At 62.9% G+C, this 18,827-nt stretch carries 17 protein-coding genes; 9 read left to right on the plus strand and 8 right to left on the minus strand.

The annotated features are described in order from the left end of the window. Positions 1 to 274 precede the first annotated feature (274 nt). From B4E36_RS11305 to B4E36_RS11315, 3 genes are read left to right on the plus strand one after another with little or no spacing between them, the layout of a single operon-like run. Entirely contained in the window at positions 275 to 1,696 is a 1,422-nt protein-coding gene (locus B4E36_RS11305; protein WP_345900355.1) for a circularly permuted type 2 ATP-grasp protein, read from the plus strand. 2 nt (positions 1,697 to 1,698) lie between these two features. Next, positions 1,699 to 2,637, plus strand: coding sequence for an alpha-E domain-containing protein (locus B4E36_RS11310; protein WP_345900356.1), 939 nt, complete (start codon positions 1,699 to 1,701; stop codon positions 2,635 to 2,637). 29 nt (positions 2,638 to 2,666) lie between these two features. After that, complete coding sequence (locus B4E36_RS11315) at positions 2,667 to 3,485, plus strand: transglutaminase family protein (RefSeq protein WP_292052999.1); 819 nt, start codon at positions 2,667 to 2,669, stop codon at positions 3,483 to 3,485. Between the two features lie 130 nt (positions 3,486 to 3,615). On the opposite strand, the gene guaB is transcribed toward B4E36_RS11315, so the two are convergent. Beyond that, complete coding sequence (gene guaB, locus B4E36_RS11320; protein WP_345900357.1) at positions 3,616 to 5,118, minus strand: IMP dehydrogenase; 1,503 nt, start codon at positions 5,116 to 5,118, stop codon at positions 3,616 to 3,618. A gap of 182 nt (positions 5,119 to 5,300) precedes the next feature. Then, entirely contained in the window at positions 5,301 to 6,290 is a 990-nt protein-coding gene (locus B4E36_RS11325) for an MBL fold metallo-hydrolase (protein WP_345900358.1), read from the minus strand. Between the two features lie 188 nt (positions 6,291 to 6,478). On the opposite strand from B4E36_RS11325, the gene B4E36_RS11330 reads away from it, so the two are divergent. From B4E36_RS11330 to glpK, 3 genes are all read left to right on the plus strand, one after another. After that, on the plus strand, positions 6,479 to 7,888 hold the full coding sequence (locus B4E36_RS11330) for a DHA2 family efflux MFS transporter permease subunit (protein WP_345900359.1): 1,410 nt from the start codon (positions 6,479 to 6,481) through the stop codon (positions 7,886 to 7,888). Between the two features lie 95 nt (positions 7,889 to 7,983). Next, positions 7,984 to 9,486, plus strand: coding sequence for a glycerol-3-phosphate dehydrogenase (gene glpD, locus B4E36_RS11335; RefSeq protein ID WP_345900360.1), 1,503 nt, complete (start codon positions 7,984 to 7,986; stop codon positions 9,484 to 9,486). Positions 9,487 to 9,514: 28 nt separating this feature from the next. After that, a complete protein-coding gene (gene glpK, locus B4E36_RS11340) occupies positions 9,515 to 11,005 on the plus strand; it encodes a glycerol kinase GlpK (RefSeq protein ID WP_345900361.1) in 1,491 nt (496 codons plus the stop codon). 332 nt (positions 11,006 to 11,337) lie between these two features. Here glpK and B4E36_RS11345 read toward each other — a convergent pair whose 3' ends face one another. Further along, the gene (locus B4E36_RS11345) at positions 11,338 to 11,832 is read right to left on the minus strand and encodes a GNAT family N-acetyltransferase (RefSeq protein ID WP_292052988.1); all 495 of its coding nucleotides are present in this window, start codon (positions 11,830 to 11,832) and stop codon (positions 11,338 to 11,340) included. Between the two features lie 62 nt (positions 11,833 to 11,894). Next, on the minus strand, positions 11,895 to 12,407 hold the full coding sequence (locus B4E36_RS11350) for a lysozyme inhibitor LprI family protein (protein ID WP_345900362.1): 513 nt from the start codon (positions 12,405 to 12,407) through the stop codon (positions 11,895 to 11,897). A gap of 135 nt (positions 12,408 to 12,542) precedes the next feature. Between B4E36_RS11350 and B4E36_RS11355 the strand changes: the two genes are divergently transcribed. Then, positions 12,543 to 13,526 carry a hypothetical protein gene (locus B4E36_RS11355; RefSeq protein ID WP_292052984.1) on the plus strand — a complete coding sequence of 328 codons (984 nt, stop codon included), beginning with the start codon at positions 12,543 to 12,545 and terminating at the stop codon, positions 13,524 to 13,526. 13 nt (positions 13,527 to 13,539) lie between these two features. Here B4E36_RS11355 and B4E36_RS11360 read toward each other — a convergent pair whose 3' ends face one another. The 4 genes from B4E36_RS11360 to B4E36_RS11375 all read right to left on the minus strand — a co-directional run bounded on the left by B4E36_RS11360 (position 13,540) and on the right by B4E36_RS11375 (position 15,912). Then, positions 13,540 to 13,968 (minus strand): VOC family protein, encoded by a 429-nt coding sequence (locus tag B4E36_RS11360; protein ID WP_292052982.1) that lies wholly within the window; start codon positions 13,966 to 13,968, stop codon positions 13,540 to 13,542. A 71-nt stretch (positions 13,969 to 14,039) separates the two neighbouring features. After that, positions 14,040 to 14,360, minus strand: coding sequence for a TraR/DksA family transcriptional regulator (locus B4E36_RS11365; RefSeq protein ID WP_292052980.1), 321 nt, complete (start codon positions 14,358 to 14,360; stop codon positions 14,040 to 14,042). 54 nt (positions 14,361 to 14,414) lie between these two features. Further along, positions 14,415 to 14,825, minus strand: a complete 411-nt coding sequence (locus B4E36_RS11370) for a universal stress protein (RefSeq protein WP_292052978.1) — start codon at positions 14,823 to 14,825, stop codon at positions 14,415 to 14,417. Positions 14,826 to 14,898: 73 nt separating this feature from the next. Further along, a complete protein-coding gene (locus tag B4E36_RS11375; RefSeq protein ID WP_292052975.1) occupies positions 14,899 to 15,912 on the minus strand; it encodes a LysR substrate-binding domain-containing protein in 1,014 nt (337 codons plus the stop codon). A gap of 259 nt (positions 15,913 to 16,171) precedes the next feature. Here B4E36_RS11375 and ytfQ point away from each other — a divergent pair, with 259 nt between their 5' ends. Beyond that, positions 16,172 to 17,122: a galactofuranose ABC transporter, galactofuranose-binding protein YtfQ gene (gene ytfQ, locus B4E36_RS11380; protein ID WP_292052973.1), complete on the plus strand. Its 951-nt coding sequence runs from the start codon at positions 16,172 to 16,174 to the stop codon at positions 17,120 to 17,122. Between the two features lie 141 nt (positions 17,123 to 17,263). After that, positions 17,264 to 18,775 carry a sugar ABC transporter ATP-binding protein gene (locus B4E36_RS11385; protein ID WP_292052971.1) on the plus strand — a complete coding sequence of 504 codons (1,512 nt, stop codon included), beginning with the start codon at positions 17,264 to 17,266 and terminating at the stop codon, positions 18,773 to 18,775. The last annotated feature ends 52 nt before the right edge of the window (positions 18,776 to 18,827 follow it).

Raw genomic sequence — 18,827 nt, forward strand, 5'->3', positions numbered from 1 at the left:
CCTCGGGTCAAGCCCGAGGGTGACTCGGAGATGGAAAACAGGGGCAAGCGCCCTCCTTCTACCGACCCGCCGCATCGCCGGCGGGTTTTGTTTTGTGCGGAAAGCGCCGGTGGCGGGCGGGCGTTGCACACTAAATCGGCGAAGTATTGTGGAACTGCCTGTTTTTCGGCGCGTTTCTGTGAAGGAGCACTTTAAAAATGGTTGTCGCACGGCAAGGCATGGTCCTTGCATTGCTGACGATGTTGTATTGATATGTAAGAATAACAATCGGGGGATGAACGCTTTGCCATTCGATGAAATGATGACCGCGGACAACCAGCCGCGCGCGCCCTACCAGGACTATTATGACTGGTACAGCCAGCAGAACCCCGCATCATTGATCGCAAAGTCCCGAGATGCCGAGAATATTTTTCGAAAGACCGGCATCACCTTTGCCGTATACGGTCATGCGGACAGCTCTGAAAAGCTGATCCCCTTCGACATCGTCCCGCGCATCATCGCCGGGCGCGAATGGCGCAAGCTGGCCGCCGGCATCGAGCAGCGGGTGATCGCGCTCAACGCCTTCCTGAAGGACATCTACCACAAGCAGGAAATCATCAAGGCCGGACGCCTGCCGCGCCGGCTGATCGAGGAGAACGACGCCTTCCTGCCGCAGATGATCGGCTTTGAGCCGCCCGGCGGGGTCTATACCCACATTGTCGGCACTGACATCGTGCGCACCGGCGAGGACCAGTTCTACGTGCTGGAGGACAACGCCCGCACGCCCTCCGGCGTCTCCTACATGCTGGAGAACCGGGAAACCATGATGCAGATGTTCCCCGAACTGTTCTACAAGAACCGGGTGCGACGGGTGGAGGACTATCCGCAGCTTCTGCGCCAGAGCCTTGCAACGCTTGCCCCGCCCGGCTTTACCGGCACCCGCCCGCGCGTGGCTGTTCTGACGCCCGGCATCTACAATTCCGCCTATTACGAACACTCCTTCCTCGCCGACATGATGGGCGTGGAACTGGTCGAGGGATCGGACCTGCGCGTCATCGACGGCAAGGTGCAGATGCGAACCACGCGCGGCTACCAGGCGATCGACGTGATCTACCGCCGCGTCGATGACGACTTCCTCGATCCGCTGACCTTCCGCCCGGATTCCGCGCTCGGCATTCCCGGCATCATGGACGTCTATCGCGCCGGCAACATCACCATCGCCAACGCGCCGGGCACGGGCATTGCCGATGACAAGGCGATCTATTCCTACATGCCGGAGATCGTCGAATTCTACACCGGCCAGAAACCGCTTCTGGAAAACGTGCCGACATGGCGCTGTTCGGAGCCGGAAAGCCTCGCTTATGTGCTCGACAACATCGCCGACCTCGTGGTCAAGGAGGTCCATGGTTCGGGCGGCTACGGCATGCTGGTCGGCCCGACGGCGAGCAAGAAGGAGCTTGAGGATTTCTCCGCCAAGCTGCGTGCCCGGCCGGGGAATTACATCGCCCAGCCGACGCTGTCGCTGTCGACCGTGCCGATCCTCGTCAAGAAGGGCATCGCGCCGCGCCATGTCGACCTTCGTCCCTATGTCCTCGTCTCCGATCGCGTCCGCATCATGCCCGGCGGGCTGACGCGCGTGGCGCTGAAGGAAGGCTCGCTGGTGGTCAATTCCAGCCAGGGCGGCGGAACCAAGGACACCTGGGTGCTGGAGGACTGATCATGCTCGGAAAAACCGCAAACGGCCTCTACTGGATGTTTCGCTATATCGAGCGCGCGGAAAACATGGCCCGCCTGATCGATGCCGGCCAGCGGGTGTCGCTGACCCGCTCCAAGGGCGCCGACGACTGGGACGGCATCCTGCAAAGCGCCGGCGTTCAGGAGGCCTATTTCGAGGTCTACGACAAGCTGACGGCCGATAACGCCATCGACTTTCTGCTGCGCGACCGCCGCAATCCCTCCAGCGTCGTCTCCTGCATCGATTCCGGCCGCCAGAACGCCCGCATGGTGCGCACCGCGCTGACCCGGGAAACCTGGGAAGCGACCAACGAGTGCTGGATCGACACCCGCGCCCTGCTGGGCGCCAAGATGAAGCCGGCCGACCTGCCCAAGGCGATCGACGTGATCAAGCACCGGACCGCGCTGATCCGCGGGGCCTTCCACGGCTCGATGCTGAGGAACGAGATCTATAACTTCGCCCATATCGGCACCTTCATCGAGCGCGCCGACAACACCAGCCGCATTCTGGACGTGAAATATTACGTGCTCTTGCCCTCGGTGCACCATGTCGGCACCTCGCTCGACAATCTGCAGTGGGAATCGATCCTGCGTTCGGTCTCCGCCCACCGCGCCTATGGCTGGGTGCATAACGGCGAGTACAAGCCGAGCCAGATCGCCGAGTTCCTGATCCTTGACGTCCAGCTTCCGCGCTCGCTTGCCTATTGCTACGAGAAGATCGTGCTCAACCTCGATTATCTGGCGGCGGATTACGGCGCCAGGGTGCAGGTGCACGAAACCGCGCATGCGATCCGCAACACGCTGAGAACGCAGAAGATCAAGACGATCATGGATAACGGCCTGCATGAATTCCTGGAGGATTTCGTCAGCCGCAACAATATCGTCAGCCAGCAAATCAGCGAGGGGTATCGCTTCTACGTCTGACGCAGAAGCGTGAAAAGGGACAGGAAACTATGCTTTTGAACATCAGCCATGTGACTGAGTACAGTTACGACGAGCCGGTTCAGTTCTCCCTGCAGCGGCTGCGGCTGACGCCGGTGAGCTCCGCGAGCCAGACCGTGAAGGACTGGACGGTGTCGATCGAGGGCGCCAAGAGCGAGGTCGCCTATATCGACCAGTACGAAAACCATGTGCGTCTCGTCTCGGTGGAAGGCGACCACAAGACCGTGCGGCTGACTGCGGCCGGCATTGTCGAAACACGTGACACCGACGGCATTTTCGGCCCCGCCTCGCCCGATATTCCGCTCTGGCTGTTCCTGCGGCCGACGCCGCTGACGATGGCGGAAGAGCCGATCAAGGCGCTCGTCGCGCGTCTGGAAGGCGATTCCGATCTCGCCCGGCTGCACGATCTGATGGCGATCCTGCACAAGTCGATGACCTTCAAGCCCGGCTCCACCTCGATTGCGACCACCGCCGCCGAGGCGCTGGAAAACAAGGAGGGCGTCTGCCAGGACTACGCCCATATCGTGATCGCCGCGGCGCGCGCCATGAAAGTGCCGGCGCGCTATGTCTCCGGCTATCTCTATATGGAGGAAGGCCCCAACCAGACGGCGAGCCACGCCTGGGCGGAATGCTATCTGGAGGGCCTCGGCTGGGTCGGCTTCGACGCCGCCAACAAGGTCTGCCCGGACGAACGCTATGTCCGCGTCGCCACCGGCCTCGACTATCGCGACGCCGCCCCCGTCTCCGGCATGACCATCGGCGGCGGCCGCGAAACGCTCGAGGTAAAGCTCAGCGTGGCCGGCCAGAGCCAGTCGCAGAGCCAGAGTTGAAATCGATGCCGCTTGCCCCCAACAATCTCTCCCCTTGAGGGAGAGAGTATTGGGAGCAAGCTGCTACGCCATATGCGATAGCCCTCCCTCAAGGGGGGAGATTGTGGGCTGATAGGTCTTGCCTCAGGGTTCAAACGCTACCCGGATAGTTCGGGCTTTCGCGCGTGATCGTCACGTCGTGGGCGTGGCTTTCGCGCAGGCCCGCGTTGGAGATCTGGACGAAGGTCGCCTTTTCCTGGAAGTCGGGGATGGTCTTGCCGCCGACATAGCCCATGGCGGCGCGCAGGCCGCCGCCGAGCTGGTGCAGCACCGCGCCAGCGGGGCCCTTGTAGGGCACCTGTCCCTCGATGCCTTCGGGCACCAGCTTCAGCGTGTCGCGCACCTCGGCCTGGAAATAGCGGTCGGCGGAGCCGCGCGCCATGGCGCCGACCGAGCCCATGCCGCGATAGGCCTTGAACGAGCGGCCCTGATAGAGGAACACCTCGCCCGGGCTCTCATCGGTACCGGCAAGCAGCGAGCCGACCATGACGGCGGACGCGCCGGCGGCGATGGCCTTGGCCATATCGCCCGAAAACTTGATGCCGCCATCGGCGATCACCGGAATGCCGGCCTCGCGGGCGGCCTCGGCAGCGGCCATGACGGCCGCCAACTGCGGCACGCCGACGCCGGCGACGATGCGGGTGGTGCAGATCGAGCCCGGTCCGATGCCGACCTTGACGGCATCCGCGCCGACATCGATCAGCGCCCTGGTGCCATCGGCGGTGGCGACATTGCCGGCCATGATGCGCACCGAGTTCGACAGCGTCTTCACCCGACCGACTGCATCCAGCACCTTCTGCGAATGGCCGTGGGCGGTGTCGATGACGATCAGGTCGACGCCGGCATCGACCAGCATTTCGGCGCGCTGATAGCCGTCATCGCCGACCGAGATCGCGGCGGCGGCGCGCAGCCGACCCTGCGCATCCTTGGAGGCATTGGGGTTGAGCTGCGACTTCTCCATGTCCTTGACGGTGATCAGGCCGACGCAATGGCCGCGATCGTCGACCACCAGCAGCTTTTCGATGCGGTGGTGGTGCAGCAGGCGCTTGGCCTCCTGCTGCTCGACCGTCTCGCGCACGGTGATCAGGTTTTCGCGCGTCATCAGTTCATAGATGCGCTGTTCGGGATTGGATGCGAAGCGGACATCGCGATTGGTGAGGATGCCGACAAGCCGGCCCGATGTGTGGCCGTCGCTGGTGCCCTGCTCGACCACCGGAATACCGGAAATCTTGTGGGTCTTCATCAGCGCCAGCGCTTCGGCGAGCGTGGCATCGGGACCGATCGTCACCGGGTTGACGACCATGCCGCTTTCGAACTTCTTGACCTGACGGACCTGCTCGGCCTGTTCGTGAGGCGAGAGGTTGCGGTGGATGACGCCGATGCCGCCGGCCTGCGCCATGGCGATGGCAAGCCGGGCCTCGGTCACGGTATCCATGGCGGAAGAGAGGATCGGCAGGTTGAGGTGGATGTCCTGGGCGATCGTGGTCGAAACATCGACCTCGCCCGGCATGACCTCGGAATGACCCGGCTGCAGCAGCACATCGTCGAAGGTGAGCGCCTGCATGCCGGTCGCGGCCTGAATGATTTGCGCCATGGCCAATTTCCTTTTCAAAATACGAAATGGCCCGGAAGGATTTCCCCATCCGGTCCCTTGCAAGATAATCCTGGAAGTTGGCGAGTGCTCGTAACACGAAGATGACGGCTTGGAAATAGCAATCCGCAGCCATGACTGCGGATTGCAGGGTTTTCCAGCAAAGCCGTGGCGCTATTGAGGTCTCAAAGCGCGAACTGGTAGGTTTTCGGCATGAACATGTAGCCCTGATCGGTCTTTTCGACATAGCCGACCGAGGGGAACGGCATGTGATAGCCGAGGAACGGGATTTTCTCCGCCGCGACCATGTCGAAGACTTGACGACGAGTCGCCGCCGCCATCTCCTTGTCCATGTCGAAGCGCACCTGCCAGTCCGGGCGCTGCAGCGAAAGCACGTAGTGATTGGCGGTGTCGGCCGTCAGCAGCAATTGCCTTCCGCCCGATTCGAGCATGAAGATCATGTGGCCCGGCGTATGGCCGAAAGCCTCCATGGCGGTGATGCCGGGGGCCACCTCATCGCCGCCCATGATGAACCGCGCCTGCTCGGCAAACGGGACGATCAGTTTCTTGACGCTTTCATGCCCGCCTTCCGCCGGCGTGCCGACGCGGGCCTCATCGCTCCAGAAGGCATATTCCTTGTCGCCGAACACATAGCTGGCATTGGGAAAGGCCGGGCCGCCCTCCTCCATAAGCCCGTTGATGTGGTCGCCATGCATGTGGGTAATCACCACGACATCGATATCGCCCGGCTGATAGCCATTGGCCTTCAGGCCCGCCATAAGCTGCCCCGCGCCCCAGGAGCGACCGGCCGGGCCCATGCCGGTGTCGAACAGGATCACCTGCTCCCCGGTATCGACCAGCACCGGCGCGAAGCCGTTGACCATCTTGTCCTCGGGCAGGAAGTTCTCTTCCAGAAGTGCGGCAACATCGGCGGGATCCTGCCCCGTGCCGAAGGTATCGCCCGGATTTTCCATCACGCGGGTGCCGTCCTCGACCACGACCAGCTTGAAATCGCCGAGGTTGAAGCTGTCGGTCCGGGGGCCCCGCGACGTTTCCATCATCTCTCCGTCGGCGGCGATCGCGCTGCCGCCTCTGGCGATAAAGGGCGCGGCAAGTGCGGTAATGCCGGCTGTCGCCATCAGGCGGCGGCGGTGAATGCCATTGTCTTCTGCCATCATCGTCCTCCTTGAAATGAAAACACTGAATTTGGGGAGAAAACCACGGTTTCAAGACAATGAGCCGATTTCAGCCGCGCTCCGGTCTCACTTTTGCGTGAAACGCCGCGTGATTATCATTTGGCGTTTCGGACGGCGGGGTCTAATAAGTATGCCTTTCGCATGTTTTTGACAGAGAAGTCCCGTCTATGAATCCCGTCGTTCCGCTCATCATGGCTGTTGCCCTGTTCATGGAAAACATGGATTCAACGGTGATTTCCACGGCGCTGCCGGCGATCGCCGCCGATCTCAATGTCGGGCCGATCACGCTGAAACTGGCGCTGACGACCTATATGGTGGCGCTGGCGATCTTCATTCCGGTCTCCGGCTGGATGGCCGACCGGTTCGGCGCCGCACGGGTGTTCCGCTCCGCGATCCTCGTGTTCCTGCTGGGCTCGGTGGCCTGCGCCGTCTCCGGCAATCTGCTGGAATTCGTCGGCGCGCGCTTTCTGCAGGGCATGGGCGGGGCGATGATGACGCCGGTGGGCCGCCTCGTGATCCTGCGCACCACCGACCGCTCCGAACTGGTGCGCGCCATGGCGCTGTTGACGATCCCGGCGCTGGTCGGGCCGATGGCGGGGCCGCCGGTCGGCGGCTTCATCACCACCTATTTTTCTTGGCACTGGATCTTCCTGATCAATGTGCCGATCGGCATTGTCGGTCTCATCATGTCGGCCATATTCCTGCCGGCGATCAAGGACGAGCCGACGTCGAACCTCGACTGGATGGGGTTCTTCCTGGTGGCGACCGCCGCTTCCGGCATCGTCTTCGGCATGTCGGTGATCTCGCTTCCGGCCCTGCCGCCGGCAACCGGGATCATCACCACCTTGATCGGCATCGCGGCAGCACTTGCCTATCTCTGGCACGCACGGCGCAAGGCCAATCCGCTGCTGAACCTGAAACTGTTCCAGACGCCGACCTATCGCGCGGCGGTTGGCGCCTCGGCCTTCTTCCGGATGGCCACTGGCGCGTTTCCGTTTCTGATGCCGCTGATGCTGCAGCTCGGTTTCGGCCTCAACCCGTTCCAGTCCGGCATGATCACCTTTGTCGGCGCGGTCGGCGCGCTGGTAATGAAGTTCGTTGCGCCGCGCGTCTTCGCAGCCTTCGGCTTCCGCACCGTGCTAATGGTGGCGGCACTCGGCGCCTCGCTGCTGACGATGAGCTTCGCCTTCTTCGAGGCGACGACGCCCTATATCATCATCGTCACGCTGCTGTTTGCCACCGGGCTCTGCCGCTCGTTCTTCTTCACCGGCGTCAATGCGCTCGGCTATGCCGATATCGAACCGGCGCAGGCGAGCCAGGCGACCGCCTCCACATCGATGTTCCAGCAGGTCAGCCTCGCACTCGGCGTCGCCTTCGCCGCGACCATACTCGAGGCCACGGCGTGGTTCACCGGAGAAGGGCTGACGGTCCAGCACTTCCATATCGCTTTCCTGGTAGTCTCCTTCATTTCGCTGGCCGCAATCGTGCCGCTACTGCGGCTTGACGCTGATAGCGGTTCCGCCGTTTCCGGCCACAGGCGGCTGAAGCCGGAAGCCAAGGGCGAGGCGGCCGAATAGGTTCGCAATTCATCAAAACGAATATTTACGAACATTATCTTTGACAAAACGAACCCATGCGAGCATTGTTGGGCCACCCAACAGCAGGAGTTTGCATGTCGGAACCTGTCGACATTTTCGTTATCGGCGGCGGCGTCAACGGCGTCGGCGTGGCGCGCGATGCCGCGGGCCGCGGCCTTTCCGTCGCGCTTGCGGAGATGAACGACCTCGCCTCGGCCACCTCCTCCGCCTCGACCAAGCTCTATCATGGCGGGCTGCGCTACCTTGAATATTACGAGTTCCGGCTGGTGCGCGAGGCGCTGATCGAGCGCGAGGTGCTGCTGAAGGCGATGCCGCATATTTCCTGGCCGATGCGCTTCGTGCTGCCGCATCACAAGGGCCTGCGCCCGTGGTGGTTGGTCCGGCTCGGCCTGTTTCTCTACGACCATCTGGGCGGCCGCAAGATCCTGCCTGCCACCAAGGCGCTCGATCTTTCGCGCGATAAGGCCGGCAAACCGCTCAAAAGCGAGTATCGGCGCGCATTCGAATATTCCGACTGCTGGATACAGGATGCCCGCCTCGTCTCGCTGATGGCCCGCGATGCGGCGACGCGCGGCGCGAACATCATGACCCGCACGCGGGTGACCGGGGCGGAGCAGGTGACGGGTGCAGATGGCGCGACGCTGTGGAAAATCTCGCTTGAAAACGCCGAAGGCCCGCTGCCGCCGGTTCATGCCCGCGCTCTGGTCAATGCCGGCGGGCCCTGGGTCGCCGATCTGCTGAAGGGCACGCTCGGCATCGACACGAAGGAAAAGGTCCGGCTTGTGCGCGGCAGCCACATCGTCACCCGCAAGCTCTACGACCATGATCGCTGCTACTTCTTCCAGGGCTCGGACGGGCGGATCATCTTCGCCATTCCTTTTGAGCAGGATTTCACCCTGATCGGCACCACCGACCAGGACCATCACGGCCCGGCCAGCGAGGCCAAATGCACGCCCGAGGAGGCGGATTATCTCTGCCGCTTCGCCTCGGAATATTTCGAGAAGCCGGTGACGACCGACGATATCGTGTGGACCTATTCCGGCGTGCGCCCGCTCTATGACGACGGCGCTTCTTCCGCTACAGCAGCGACCCGTGACTATGTCCTTTCGCTACGCAAGGAAGGCGCGCCGCTCTTGAGCGTCTTCGGCGGCAAGATCACCACGCACCGGAAACTTGCCGAGGCGGTTATCCACAAGCTGTCCCACTATTTTCCACAGGCTGGCGGCGACTGGACGGCGACATCCACACTGCCTGGCGGCGACTTTCCGGTGGCCGAAACGGCGGCCATGCCCGACAGGCTCGCGCGCGATTACCCCTTTCTCGACCATGCCGCGGCGCTTCGCCTGATCCGCAGCTATGGCAGCGAGTGCTGGGACTTGCTCGGAACCGCAAAAACGCCAGCCGATCTCGGCCGGCATTTCGGCGCCGGGCTTTACGAGGCGGAGGTGCGCTGGCTGATGGAAAAGGAATTTGCGCGGACGGCGGAGGATATCGTCTTTCGCCGCACCAAGCGCGGCCTTAGGATGAGCGCGGACGAGATCGCGGCGCTGGACGACTGGATGAACGCCGCCGGCTGACGAAAACAACGAGGGGGAGGAGAAACCCATGGGCCATATTCTGGCGATCGACCAGGGCACGACATCGAGCCGCGCCATCATCTTCGACGATCAGATGAAGATCGTCGCCTCCGCCCAGGAGGAATTCCCCCAGCATTACCCCGCTTCCGGCCATGTCGAGCACGATCCCGCCGATATCTGGTCGACGGTCGCCGCCACCTGCCGCGAGGCAGTCGAACGCGCCGAGGTCGCCACCGCCGATATCGCCGCGATCGGCATCGCCAACCAGCGCGAGACCGTGATCGTCTGGGACCGCGAGACCGGGCGGCCGATCCACAATGCCATCGTCTGGCAGGACCGGCGCACCGCCGACCGCTGCGCCAAGCTGCGCGAGGACGGGCATGAGAAGTTTATCACAGCGGCCACCGGCCTGCTGCTCGACCCGTATTTCTCCGCCACCAAACTCGCCTGGCTGCTCGACAATGTCGAGGGTGCGCGCCGGAAAGCCGAGAATGGCAAGCTCGCTTTCGGCACGGTCGACACCTATCTGATCTGGCGGCTGACCGGCGGGCGCTCCCATGTGACCGACGCCACCAATGCCGCGCGCACCATGCTCTACAATATCGACAAGGGCGAATGGGACGCCGATATCTGCAAGCTCCTCGACATTCCGCAGGCGATCCTGCCGGAGGTGAAGGACTGCGCCGCCGATTTCGGCATGACGCGGGCCGATCTGTTCGGCCGCGAAATTCCGATCTACGGCGTTGCCGGCGACCAGCAGGCGGCAACCATCGGCCAGGCCTGTTTTACGCCCGGCATGCTGAAATCCACCTATGGCACCGGCTGCTTCGCGCTGCTCAACACCGGCGACAGGATGGTTGCCAGCAAGAACCGCATGCTGACCACCATCGCCTATCAGTTCGACGGCCAGCCCACCTATGCGCTCGAAGGCTCGATCTTCATCGCCGGCGCGGTGGTGCAATGGCTGCGCGACGGGCTGAAGGTGATCCGCCACGCCCGCGAAACCGATGCGCTGGCGAAATCCGCCGATGCCGGGCAGACGCTCTACATGGTGCCGGCCTTCACCGGCCTCGGCGCTCCCTATTGGGATGCCGAAAGCCGCGGCGCGATCTTCGGGCTGACCCGCAATTCCGGGCCCGCCGAATTCGCCCGCGCCGCGCTTCAGAGCGTCGGCTACCAGACCCGCGACCTATTGGAAGCGATGCAGGATGACTGGGGCAGCGCCGACAGCGCCAATATCCTGCGCGTCGATGGCGGCATGAGCGCCAATGACTGGACCATGCAGTTCCTTTCCGACATTCTGGGCGTTCCCGTCGACCGGCCCAAGGTGGTCGAAACCACCACGCTGGGCGCCGCCTGGCTCGCCGGCAGCCGCGCCGGGCTCTATCCCGACCGCGAGGAATTCTCGAAAATCTGGGCGCTCGACCGCCAGTTCACCCCGTCAATGGACGAGGCCACCCGCGAGCGGCTCTACAAGGGCTGGAAAAACGCCGTCAGCAGGACGCTCGGGGCGATTTGATTGCGCGAGCCGACGGCGCTGGCCGACAGAAAGCCGGATTTGACGGCACCATGCCCGCTCATCCTCTCCGCCGTCATGCTCGGGCCTGTCCCGAGCATCTAACCACGTCTGCCGCGAGAGGAGCTGGCGGCGTTCTCGCCATGCGTCGGGAACACGTCACGTCAACCGCAGACGCCTGTCGCAGGGCGAGGTGCTTGGATCCTCGGGTCAAGCCCGAGGATGACGCCGAATAGGGGGATAGGCCTTTCTTCAAGCCCGACCACAGAGAGCAAGGACGTACACTGAATCGGAGCATTGCCAGCAGTGTAGATACCTTTCCAAACTCAATGGATCTACTCCGCAAACAGATACTGCATCGTGACGAGATCGAGCCAGCGGCCGAACTTGGTGCCGACCTCAGGGTAGCGGCCGGTGTGGAAGAAGCCGAGCTTTTCGTGCAGCGCGATGGAGCCGGCATTACCGGCCTCGATGGCGGCGATCATCGCATGAACGCCCGCCTTTTTCGCATAGGCGAGCAAGCCCTCCATCAGCGCCCGGCCGATGCCGCCGCCGCGCATATCGCTGCGCACATAGACGGAATGCTCCACCGTATGACGATAGCCGTCAAAGGCCCGCCAGTCGCCATAGCTCGCATAGCCGAGGACCACGCCGTCGCGCTCGGCCACAAGCACCGGAAAGCCCTTGGCGCGGCGCGCGGCCAGCCAGGTCTTGCGGTTGTCGAGATCGACCACGATCTCGTTCCAGATCGCGGTCGAATTCATGACGGCGTCGTTGTAAATCTCGAGAATGGCCGGAAGATCGGCCTCCACGGCATCGCGTATCAGCATGGGCTCACCTGAATTGGGTTTGCCCCGGCTTTACAATGCCGCGAGGGGCTCGTCCATGCGGATCAGTTCTCCTGCCACGCGGTCGCGAGGTAGATATACTGCTCCGCCGTCATCTCGAGCTGGCAGTTCGAAGACAGCGTCGAGGCGATCGTGCCGCCCATGCCGAGCGCATACTGAAAGGTGCAGGTCGCGTCGCGATAGGGTATCCAGGCGCGCTGCATGTCGCGCAGGCTGTCGGCGATCTTTTCGACAATGCGCGGATCGTCCGCGTTCATCTTGTCGAACTTTTCGGCGCGCGCCATCAGTTCCTTGAAGGTCGCGTTCAGCTTCGCGTCCCAGAAGTCGGTTTCCTTGCCGGCGCATTCCATCATGCCGACAGTGGTCGAGCCATAATCCGAGGCATCGACGCATTGTGCCGTCGCAAGCCCGATACAGGCGCGCATCGCATCCGCCGTATCGGCCGCCGCAAGGCAATCCGCCGTCGGCGCGTCGGAATACTTGACCTGTTCATCCTGAGCGAAAGCCGATCCGGCCAGCATCAATGCCGCCGCCAAACTCAAACCAAACGCCTTCATGATCGCCGCTCCTCATGTTCGCAATGAGCCTCATATTGAGCGAGAGGCGGGTCCGTGTCAAAACGATCATTCAGCCGGCGACCACGCTTTCCGCAGTTATGTGCACCAATTCGGTTGCCCGGTCCTGAAGTCCTGTTGACGGCGCGTGCAGAGCGCCACATTCCTGCCGCACTCGGCAATGAAAGCCGACATCAACCTTACCGTTCTTATGGAGTCGCAACGATGCGAGCGCTCGGCCTCTTCGCTTTAGCTGTCCCGCTGTTTTCCCAGCCGAGTCTGGCCGAGCTTGCGGACAGGACCGCGCCTCTCGCCGATTGTGCTGCCCTTCTCGCATCCATTCCGGACGTCGAGACCACACAAGACACCCTTATCGAAGATGTCGATGGCGGCTGCCGCGCCACTGACCTGTCCTGGGTCGAGAGTTCATACATCCATTATAGAATTGATGAAGTCGTCCTGCTCAGCCCCGACCTCCTGCAAACTTTTCCGGCCGGAAGACTTTCCGCCGCGGCAGATCTGACGCTAAAGGGTCTGCGTATCGTGCCGCAAACGGGCTCGCCGCTCCAGGATTACATCATCAGCCTCTCCAGTACCGGCATTGACCTTCACCTTGCCTACGCGACCCATCCGGCTGAACGCACCGGCGCGGTCGATTTCGAGCTCAGCGCCGGAAAGCTCGGCCGCCTCTCGCTATCAGCCAGTCTGTCGGACTTCGACAACAGCGATGTGCCGCTATCAAACCTGACCGAGGTCACTGGCACGCTCGATCATTTTGAGGCTTCTCTTAAAGACAACGGCCTGTTCGCCAGGCTCTTCGCGCCGCCCATACTGAGCGCCCTGCCTGCCGACCAGGACCCCCGCCCCGCAATCGCGGCAGCTCAGGAGGTCGCAATTGCGATGCTTGCAAGCTGGCCTGAGACAACAATGCCCCCCGAATCATTGGCCGCACTCAGCGCGCTGATCCGCGCCTTCCCCAAACCGGAAGGCAGCTGGACCCTGAGCATCGACAGCGAACCCGGCCTCTCCCTGGAAAGCCTTTCCAGTGGAAACCTTTCCGCTCTCTCAGCCGCCATCGCGGGAACCAGGATCACGGCCACCGGAACGCCTGCAGCGCCCTAACAACGTGGCTGCTCTAGAAATCAATTGCAACGGAGGGAGCGCTGCGTTTTGCCTCTCCCTGGTACACGGCCTCGATATTGTTGCCATCGGGGTCGAGGACGAAGGCGGCGTAATAGGACGGATGATAGGCCCGCAGGCCGGGCGCGCCATTGTCACGCCCTCCATGCGCCAGCGCAGCGCTGTAGAAAGCGTCAACGGTCGCACGATCTTTCGCCTGGAAGGCGAGATGATGACGCCCGGTCAGTTGACCCGAAGCGGTTGCGCTGCCAACGGACGATACGACCAGTTCGTCTGCCATGAGGTAATCATCGCCCATGACGAAAACCGGTATATCGAGCACCGACATGACCGCCCTGTAGAAGGTTTCGCTGGCCTTGAAATCGCGAACCACGAGTTGAACATGGTCAATCAGACGACCGCGATGAAGCTGGTTCGTTGCCATGACCGGCCTTCCTTTTGAAGCGGGTCGAGGCTGTGGCCTTCAGGCCAATCAGCCTCCGCCCATCCGCCAGATCAAAGCGAAGCGGCGCATTTCTTGCAGAACGGCGTCTGCGGCACGACTTCCAGACGTTCCTCGGAGATCGGCTTGCCGCACTTCACGCATTTGCCGTAAGTGCCGGCCTCGATGCGTTGCAGGGCGGCTTCAAGCCCCTTCAACTCGTCCGAGCCGACATGGCCGAATTCCTCCAGCACCTCGTCATTCTCGGCTTCGGTCGCCCGTTCCGCGCTGTCGGGATTGCGGGTGCGACCGAGATCATCGTCGATCCGGTGCAGCCGTTTCAGAATTTCGGCCTGGCGTGTTTCCAGCACGGCCTTGTAATGTGCGACGTCCATAATGTTCTCCTCGGCTGTTCCTGCCTGACGGCGGAATGCCCTCACCACTTGTGTTTATCTGCGCACCAGCACCGAACAGACAGCGTGACGCACGACCCTGTCGGCGGTCGATCCCAACAGATAGTTCGAGAAATCCGGCCGATGCGAGGCGATGATGATCAGGTCGGCGCCCCGCTCTTTGGCGCAGGCAAGAATTTCGCGCGCCGGCGGGCCGCTGCGCAATTCGATCTCGGCATCGATGCCGGTGTCGTCGCGCAGCTTCACGAGTTTGTCCTGCGCCTCGTCCGTGGCATTGGCGATGAGATCGGCCGGCATGTCGATCGCGAGGTAAGAGGGCACTTCCTCCACCACATGGAGGAGAGTGATCTTCCCGCCCTCGTCCAGCAGGCTGGCGGCTTTCCTGAAGATATCGGCGCCCTTGTCGAGGGTCGAAATATCGACAGGAACAATGATCTTCGTAAACATGACGTCTTGCTCCTCTATGCAGAACTTATGGCTTCAATCTGCCCGTCCTGCCGGAGTGCGGCATTGACTAAGATCAATTCTGCGGACGCCGCGCGCCGCTTTCGGGAAACTGGTCGGGGTGGAGCGCGATCTCGCGTTCGATCAATGCCAGCACGCGCTTGACCGGCGGCGGCTGCAGCGCCGAAACGCGCTGGATGATCGAGTAGGCGCTGACATCGATAGCCTCGCGCACGGGCAGTTGGCAGATCGCCGCGCCGAGCTTGCCGCCGGCATGAAAGAAATCCGCCACCGGCCGGGCGACCGGCGTCACCGCGTCGGTCTCCGCGATCATGGCGAGCGAGAGCAGCGGCGATGTGGTGACCAGAACATGGCGGGGAAGCTGGAAGCCGTTCGCCATCAGATGCGCCTCGACCGAGCGACGCAACGGCGTGCCGACCGGCTGCATCACCCAATCATAATCCAGGCACTCGCCGATCGAAATCGACTCCCGGCCGGCGAGCGGATGGTGCACGCCCGCGATCATGGTCACCGGTTCGACGCCCAGCGGCCGCATGGTCACGGATTTCGCGTCCATGTCCTCCGGCAGGCGGCCGATGTAGAAATCGACATCGTGGGAAAACAGCGCCTCGGCGAGCTTGTCCGAGGTATCGACCTGCACCGAAACCTCGATCTCGGGAAAATCTCTCCTGAGCTGCCGGATGACAGGCATGATCAGTTGCAACGAGGGGCCGGTCACCGCGCCCATGCGCACCAGCCCGCGCGCGCCCTCGACGATCTGCGCGATCTCGCGATGGGCGTAATCGAGCTGGTTGAGGATCACCAGCGCCTGCTCGGCCATCGCCTGGCCCGCCTCGGTCAGCTCGACACCGCGGCCGTGGCGTTCGTAGAGCTTGGCGCCGACCGTGTGCTCCAGTTCCGACAACAGCCGGGAGGCCGCAGACTGGGTCATGCCGAGCTGGGCGGCGGCCGATGAAATCTGGCCCTTGCGGTCGAGCAGCGCGATCAGACGCATCTGCGAAAACCGCAGTCCGCGCCGGATGAATTCGTCCTGTCCGCTATAGCGCTCGCCGTCTGAGGTCATATCCATACCATTTCTGCTATATCAGAAACACGATTATTCATTTGTCCCTATAGCGGTAAATTGCAACACTCCCCTCATCGCAAGGACATTTTTTGCGGGAAGCTTGGCCGGGAAACCTGCCGGTTGCCGCAAGACGAACGGTCGTGGCGGGAGGACATGCCCCCGACCGTGCGGAATGTCTCGGCGTATTGCCGGGTGGCTCGAAAGCGCCGCCGGCGTCTGCGGCAAAGCCTTGCCGCGTTCTGTTAACGGGAGGACATAACAGATGAAGTCTCTATTGCTTACAACCGTCGCCGCCATCACCATGACGGCGGCAGCCGCCTCGGCCCAGACCGTCGGCTTTTCGCAGATCGGCTCCGAATCGGGCTGGCGCGCAGCGGAAACCACGCTCACCAAGCAGCAGGCCGAAGAGCGCGGCATCGACCTGAAATTCTCCGACGCCCAGCAGAAGCAGGAAAACCAGATCGCCGCCATCCGCGCCTTCGTGGCCCAGGGCGTTGATGCCATCCTGCTCGCCCCGGTCGTCGCCACAGGCTGGGACAGCGCGCTGGAAGAAGCCAAGGATGCCGACATTCCGGTCGTCCTGCTCGACCGCCAGGTCGACAGCTCCGACGATCTCTATCTGACGGCGGTCGGCTCCAACCTCGTACATGAGGGCGAAGTGGCCGGCGGCTGGCTGGTCGAAACTGTCGGCGACAAGGATTGCCGCGTTGTGGAACTCCAGGGCACGACCGGCTCCTCGCCGGCGATCGACCGCGCCACCGGCTTCCGCAATGCCATTGAAGGCCACGACAATATCGAGATCGTCCGCAGCCAGACCGGCGACTTCACCCGTTCGCAGGGCAAGGAAGTCATGGAAAGCTTCCTGCAGGCCGAAAACGGCGGGGCCGACATCTGCGCGCTCTATGCGCATAATGACGACATGGCCGTTGGCGCCATCCAGGCGATCAAGGAAGCCGGCCTGAAACCCGGTTCCGACATTCTGGTGGTCGCGATCGACGCCGTGCCGGACTACTTCCAGGCCATGGCCGCCGGCGAGGCGAATGCCACGGTGGAGCTGACGCCGAACATGGCCGGTCCCGCCTTCGATGCTCTGGAAGCCTACTGGGCCGACGGCACCATGCCGCCGAAATTCATCCAGACGGAATCGAAGCTCTACACCCAGGCAGACGATCCGAAGGGTGAGGCGGAGCGCCGCAAGAGCCTCGGCTACTAAGCCATCCTCCCGGGTGCGGTCGGGGTCATCGGGGTCCCGGCCGCCTCGGCACGCCTGAAGCATATTTCGGTCGGGCGCCTCGCCCGTCGAGAATGCTTGCAAGACAAAAGGCGCCGCGCGATCGATCCAGGGTGCTCGAAAATGCTTCTGACAATTCAAAACCTCACCAAGAGCTTCGTCGGCATGAAGGCGCTCGACGATGTCGGCTTCGAGTTGGCCGCCGGCGAGGTCCACGCCCTGCTCGGCGAAAACGGCGCCGGCAAATCCACACTGATCAAATGCCTGACCGGCGCCTATAGCCGCGACGAGGGCACGATCACGCTGGACGGCCAGACCATTTCCCCGCGTTCCACGCTGGAGGCCCAGGATCTCGGCATCGGCACGGTCTATCAGGAGGTGAACCTGCTTGCGAACCTCACGGTCGCGCAGAACCTCACCTTCGGCCGCGAACCACGCCGCTTCGGCATCATCGACGGCGGCGCCATGCGCCGCGAGGCCGAAGCGATGATCGCCGGCTACGGTCTCGACATCGACGTCAATCGCGATCTCGGCAGCCATTCGGTCGCCGTCCAGCAGATCGTCGCCATCGCCCGCGCGGTGGCGCTTTCCGGCAAGGTGCTGATCCTCGACGAGCCGACCGCCAGCCTGGACGCCCGCGAGGTCGAGATGCTTTTCGACGTCGTGCGCAAGCTGCGCGACGAGGGCCTCGGCATCATCTTCGTTTCCCACTTCCTCGATCAGGTCTTCGCGCTCACCGACCGCGTGACCGTGCTGCGCAATGGCTGCAAGATCACCACCGAAAAGACCGCCGAGCTCGACCGGGTGCGGCTGATTTCCCACATGCTCGGCCGCGTGCTGGACGAGAGCGAAGCCGATGCCCAGCGCCGCGGCACCGAAGGCCGGGTCGGCAGCGAACCGCTGATCAAGGTCCGCGATTTCGGCAAGCGCAATTTCATCGAACCCTTCGATCTCGATATCCATCGCGGCGAGGTGGTCGGCCTTGCCGGGCTGCTCGGTTCCGGCCGCACCGAAACCGCGGAACTGATCTTCGGCGTGCGCAGCGCCCAGTCCGGCTCGATCTCCGATGAAAACGGCAAGATCGCGATCGCCAATCCGCGCGACGCGATCGCGGCCGGCTTCGGCTTTGCGCCCGAGGACCGAAAGACCGACGGCATCATCGCCGATCTGTCGGTGCGTGAGAATATCGCGCTGGCGCTGCAGGCGCGGCGCGGCTGGGCCCGCCCGATCAGCCGCGCCGAGCAGGACCGGCTGGCCGCCGAATATATCGAGAAGCTCGATATCCGCACCTCCAGCGCGGAAAAACCGATCGGCGAACTCTCCGGCGGCAACCAGCAGAAGGTCGTGCTCGCCCGCTGGCTCGCCATGAACCCGCGCTTCCTGATCCTCGATGAGCCGACGCGCGGCATCGATGTCGGGGCGCATGCCGAAATATTGCACCTGATCCAGGACATTACCGAGGAGGGCATGGCGATCCTGATCATCTCATCCGAGCTTGACGAACTGATCGCGGTTTCCGACCGCGTGATCGTCGTGCGCGACCGCCGCCATGTCGCCGAACTGACCGGCGCGGAGATCGCCACCGACAACATCGTCAAGACGATCGCCTCCTCCAAGAAGACGGAGGCCGTGTGATGCCCGCCGGACTGAAACGCGTTATCCCGCAACTGATCACGCTCGCGGTGCT

The sequence above is a fragment of the Martelella sp. UBA3392 genome (assembly GCF_002358775.1).
In the GTDB taxonomy this organism is placed as follows: Bacteria; Pseudomonadota; Alphaproteobacteria; order Rhizobiales; family Rhizobiaceae; genus Martelella; species Martelella mediterranea.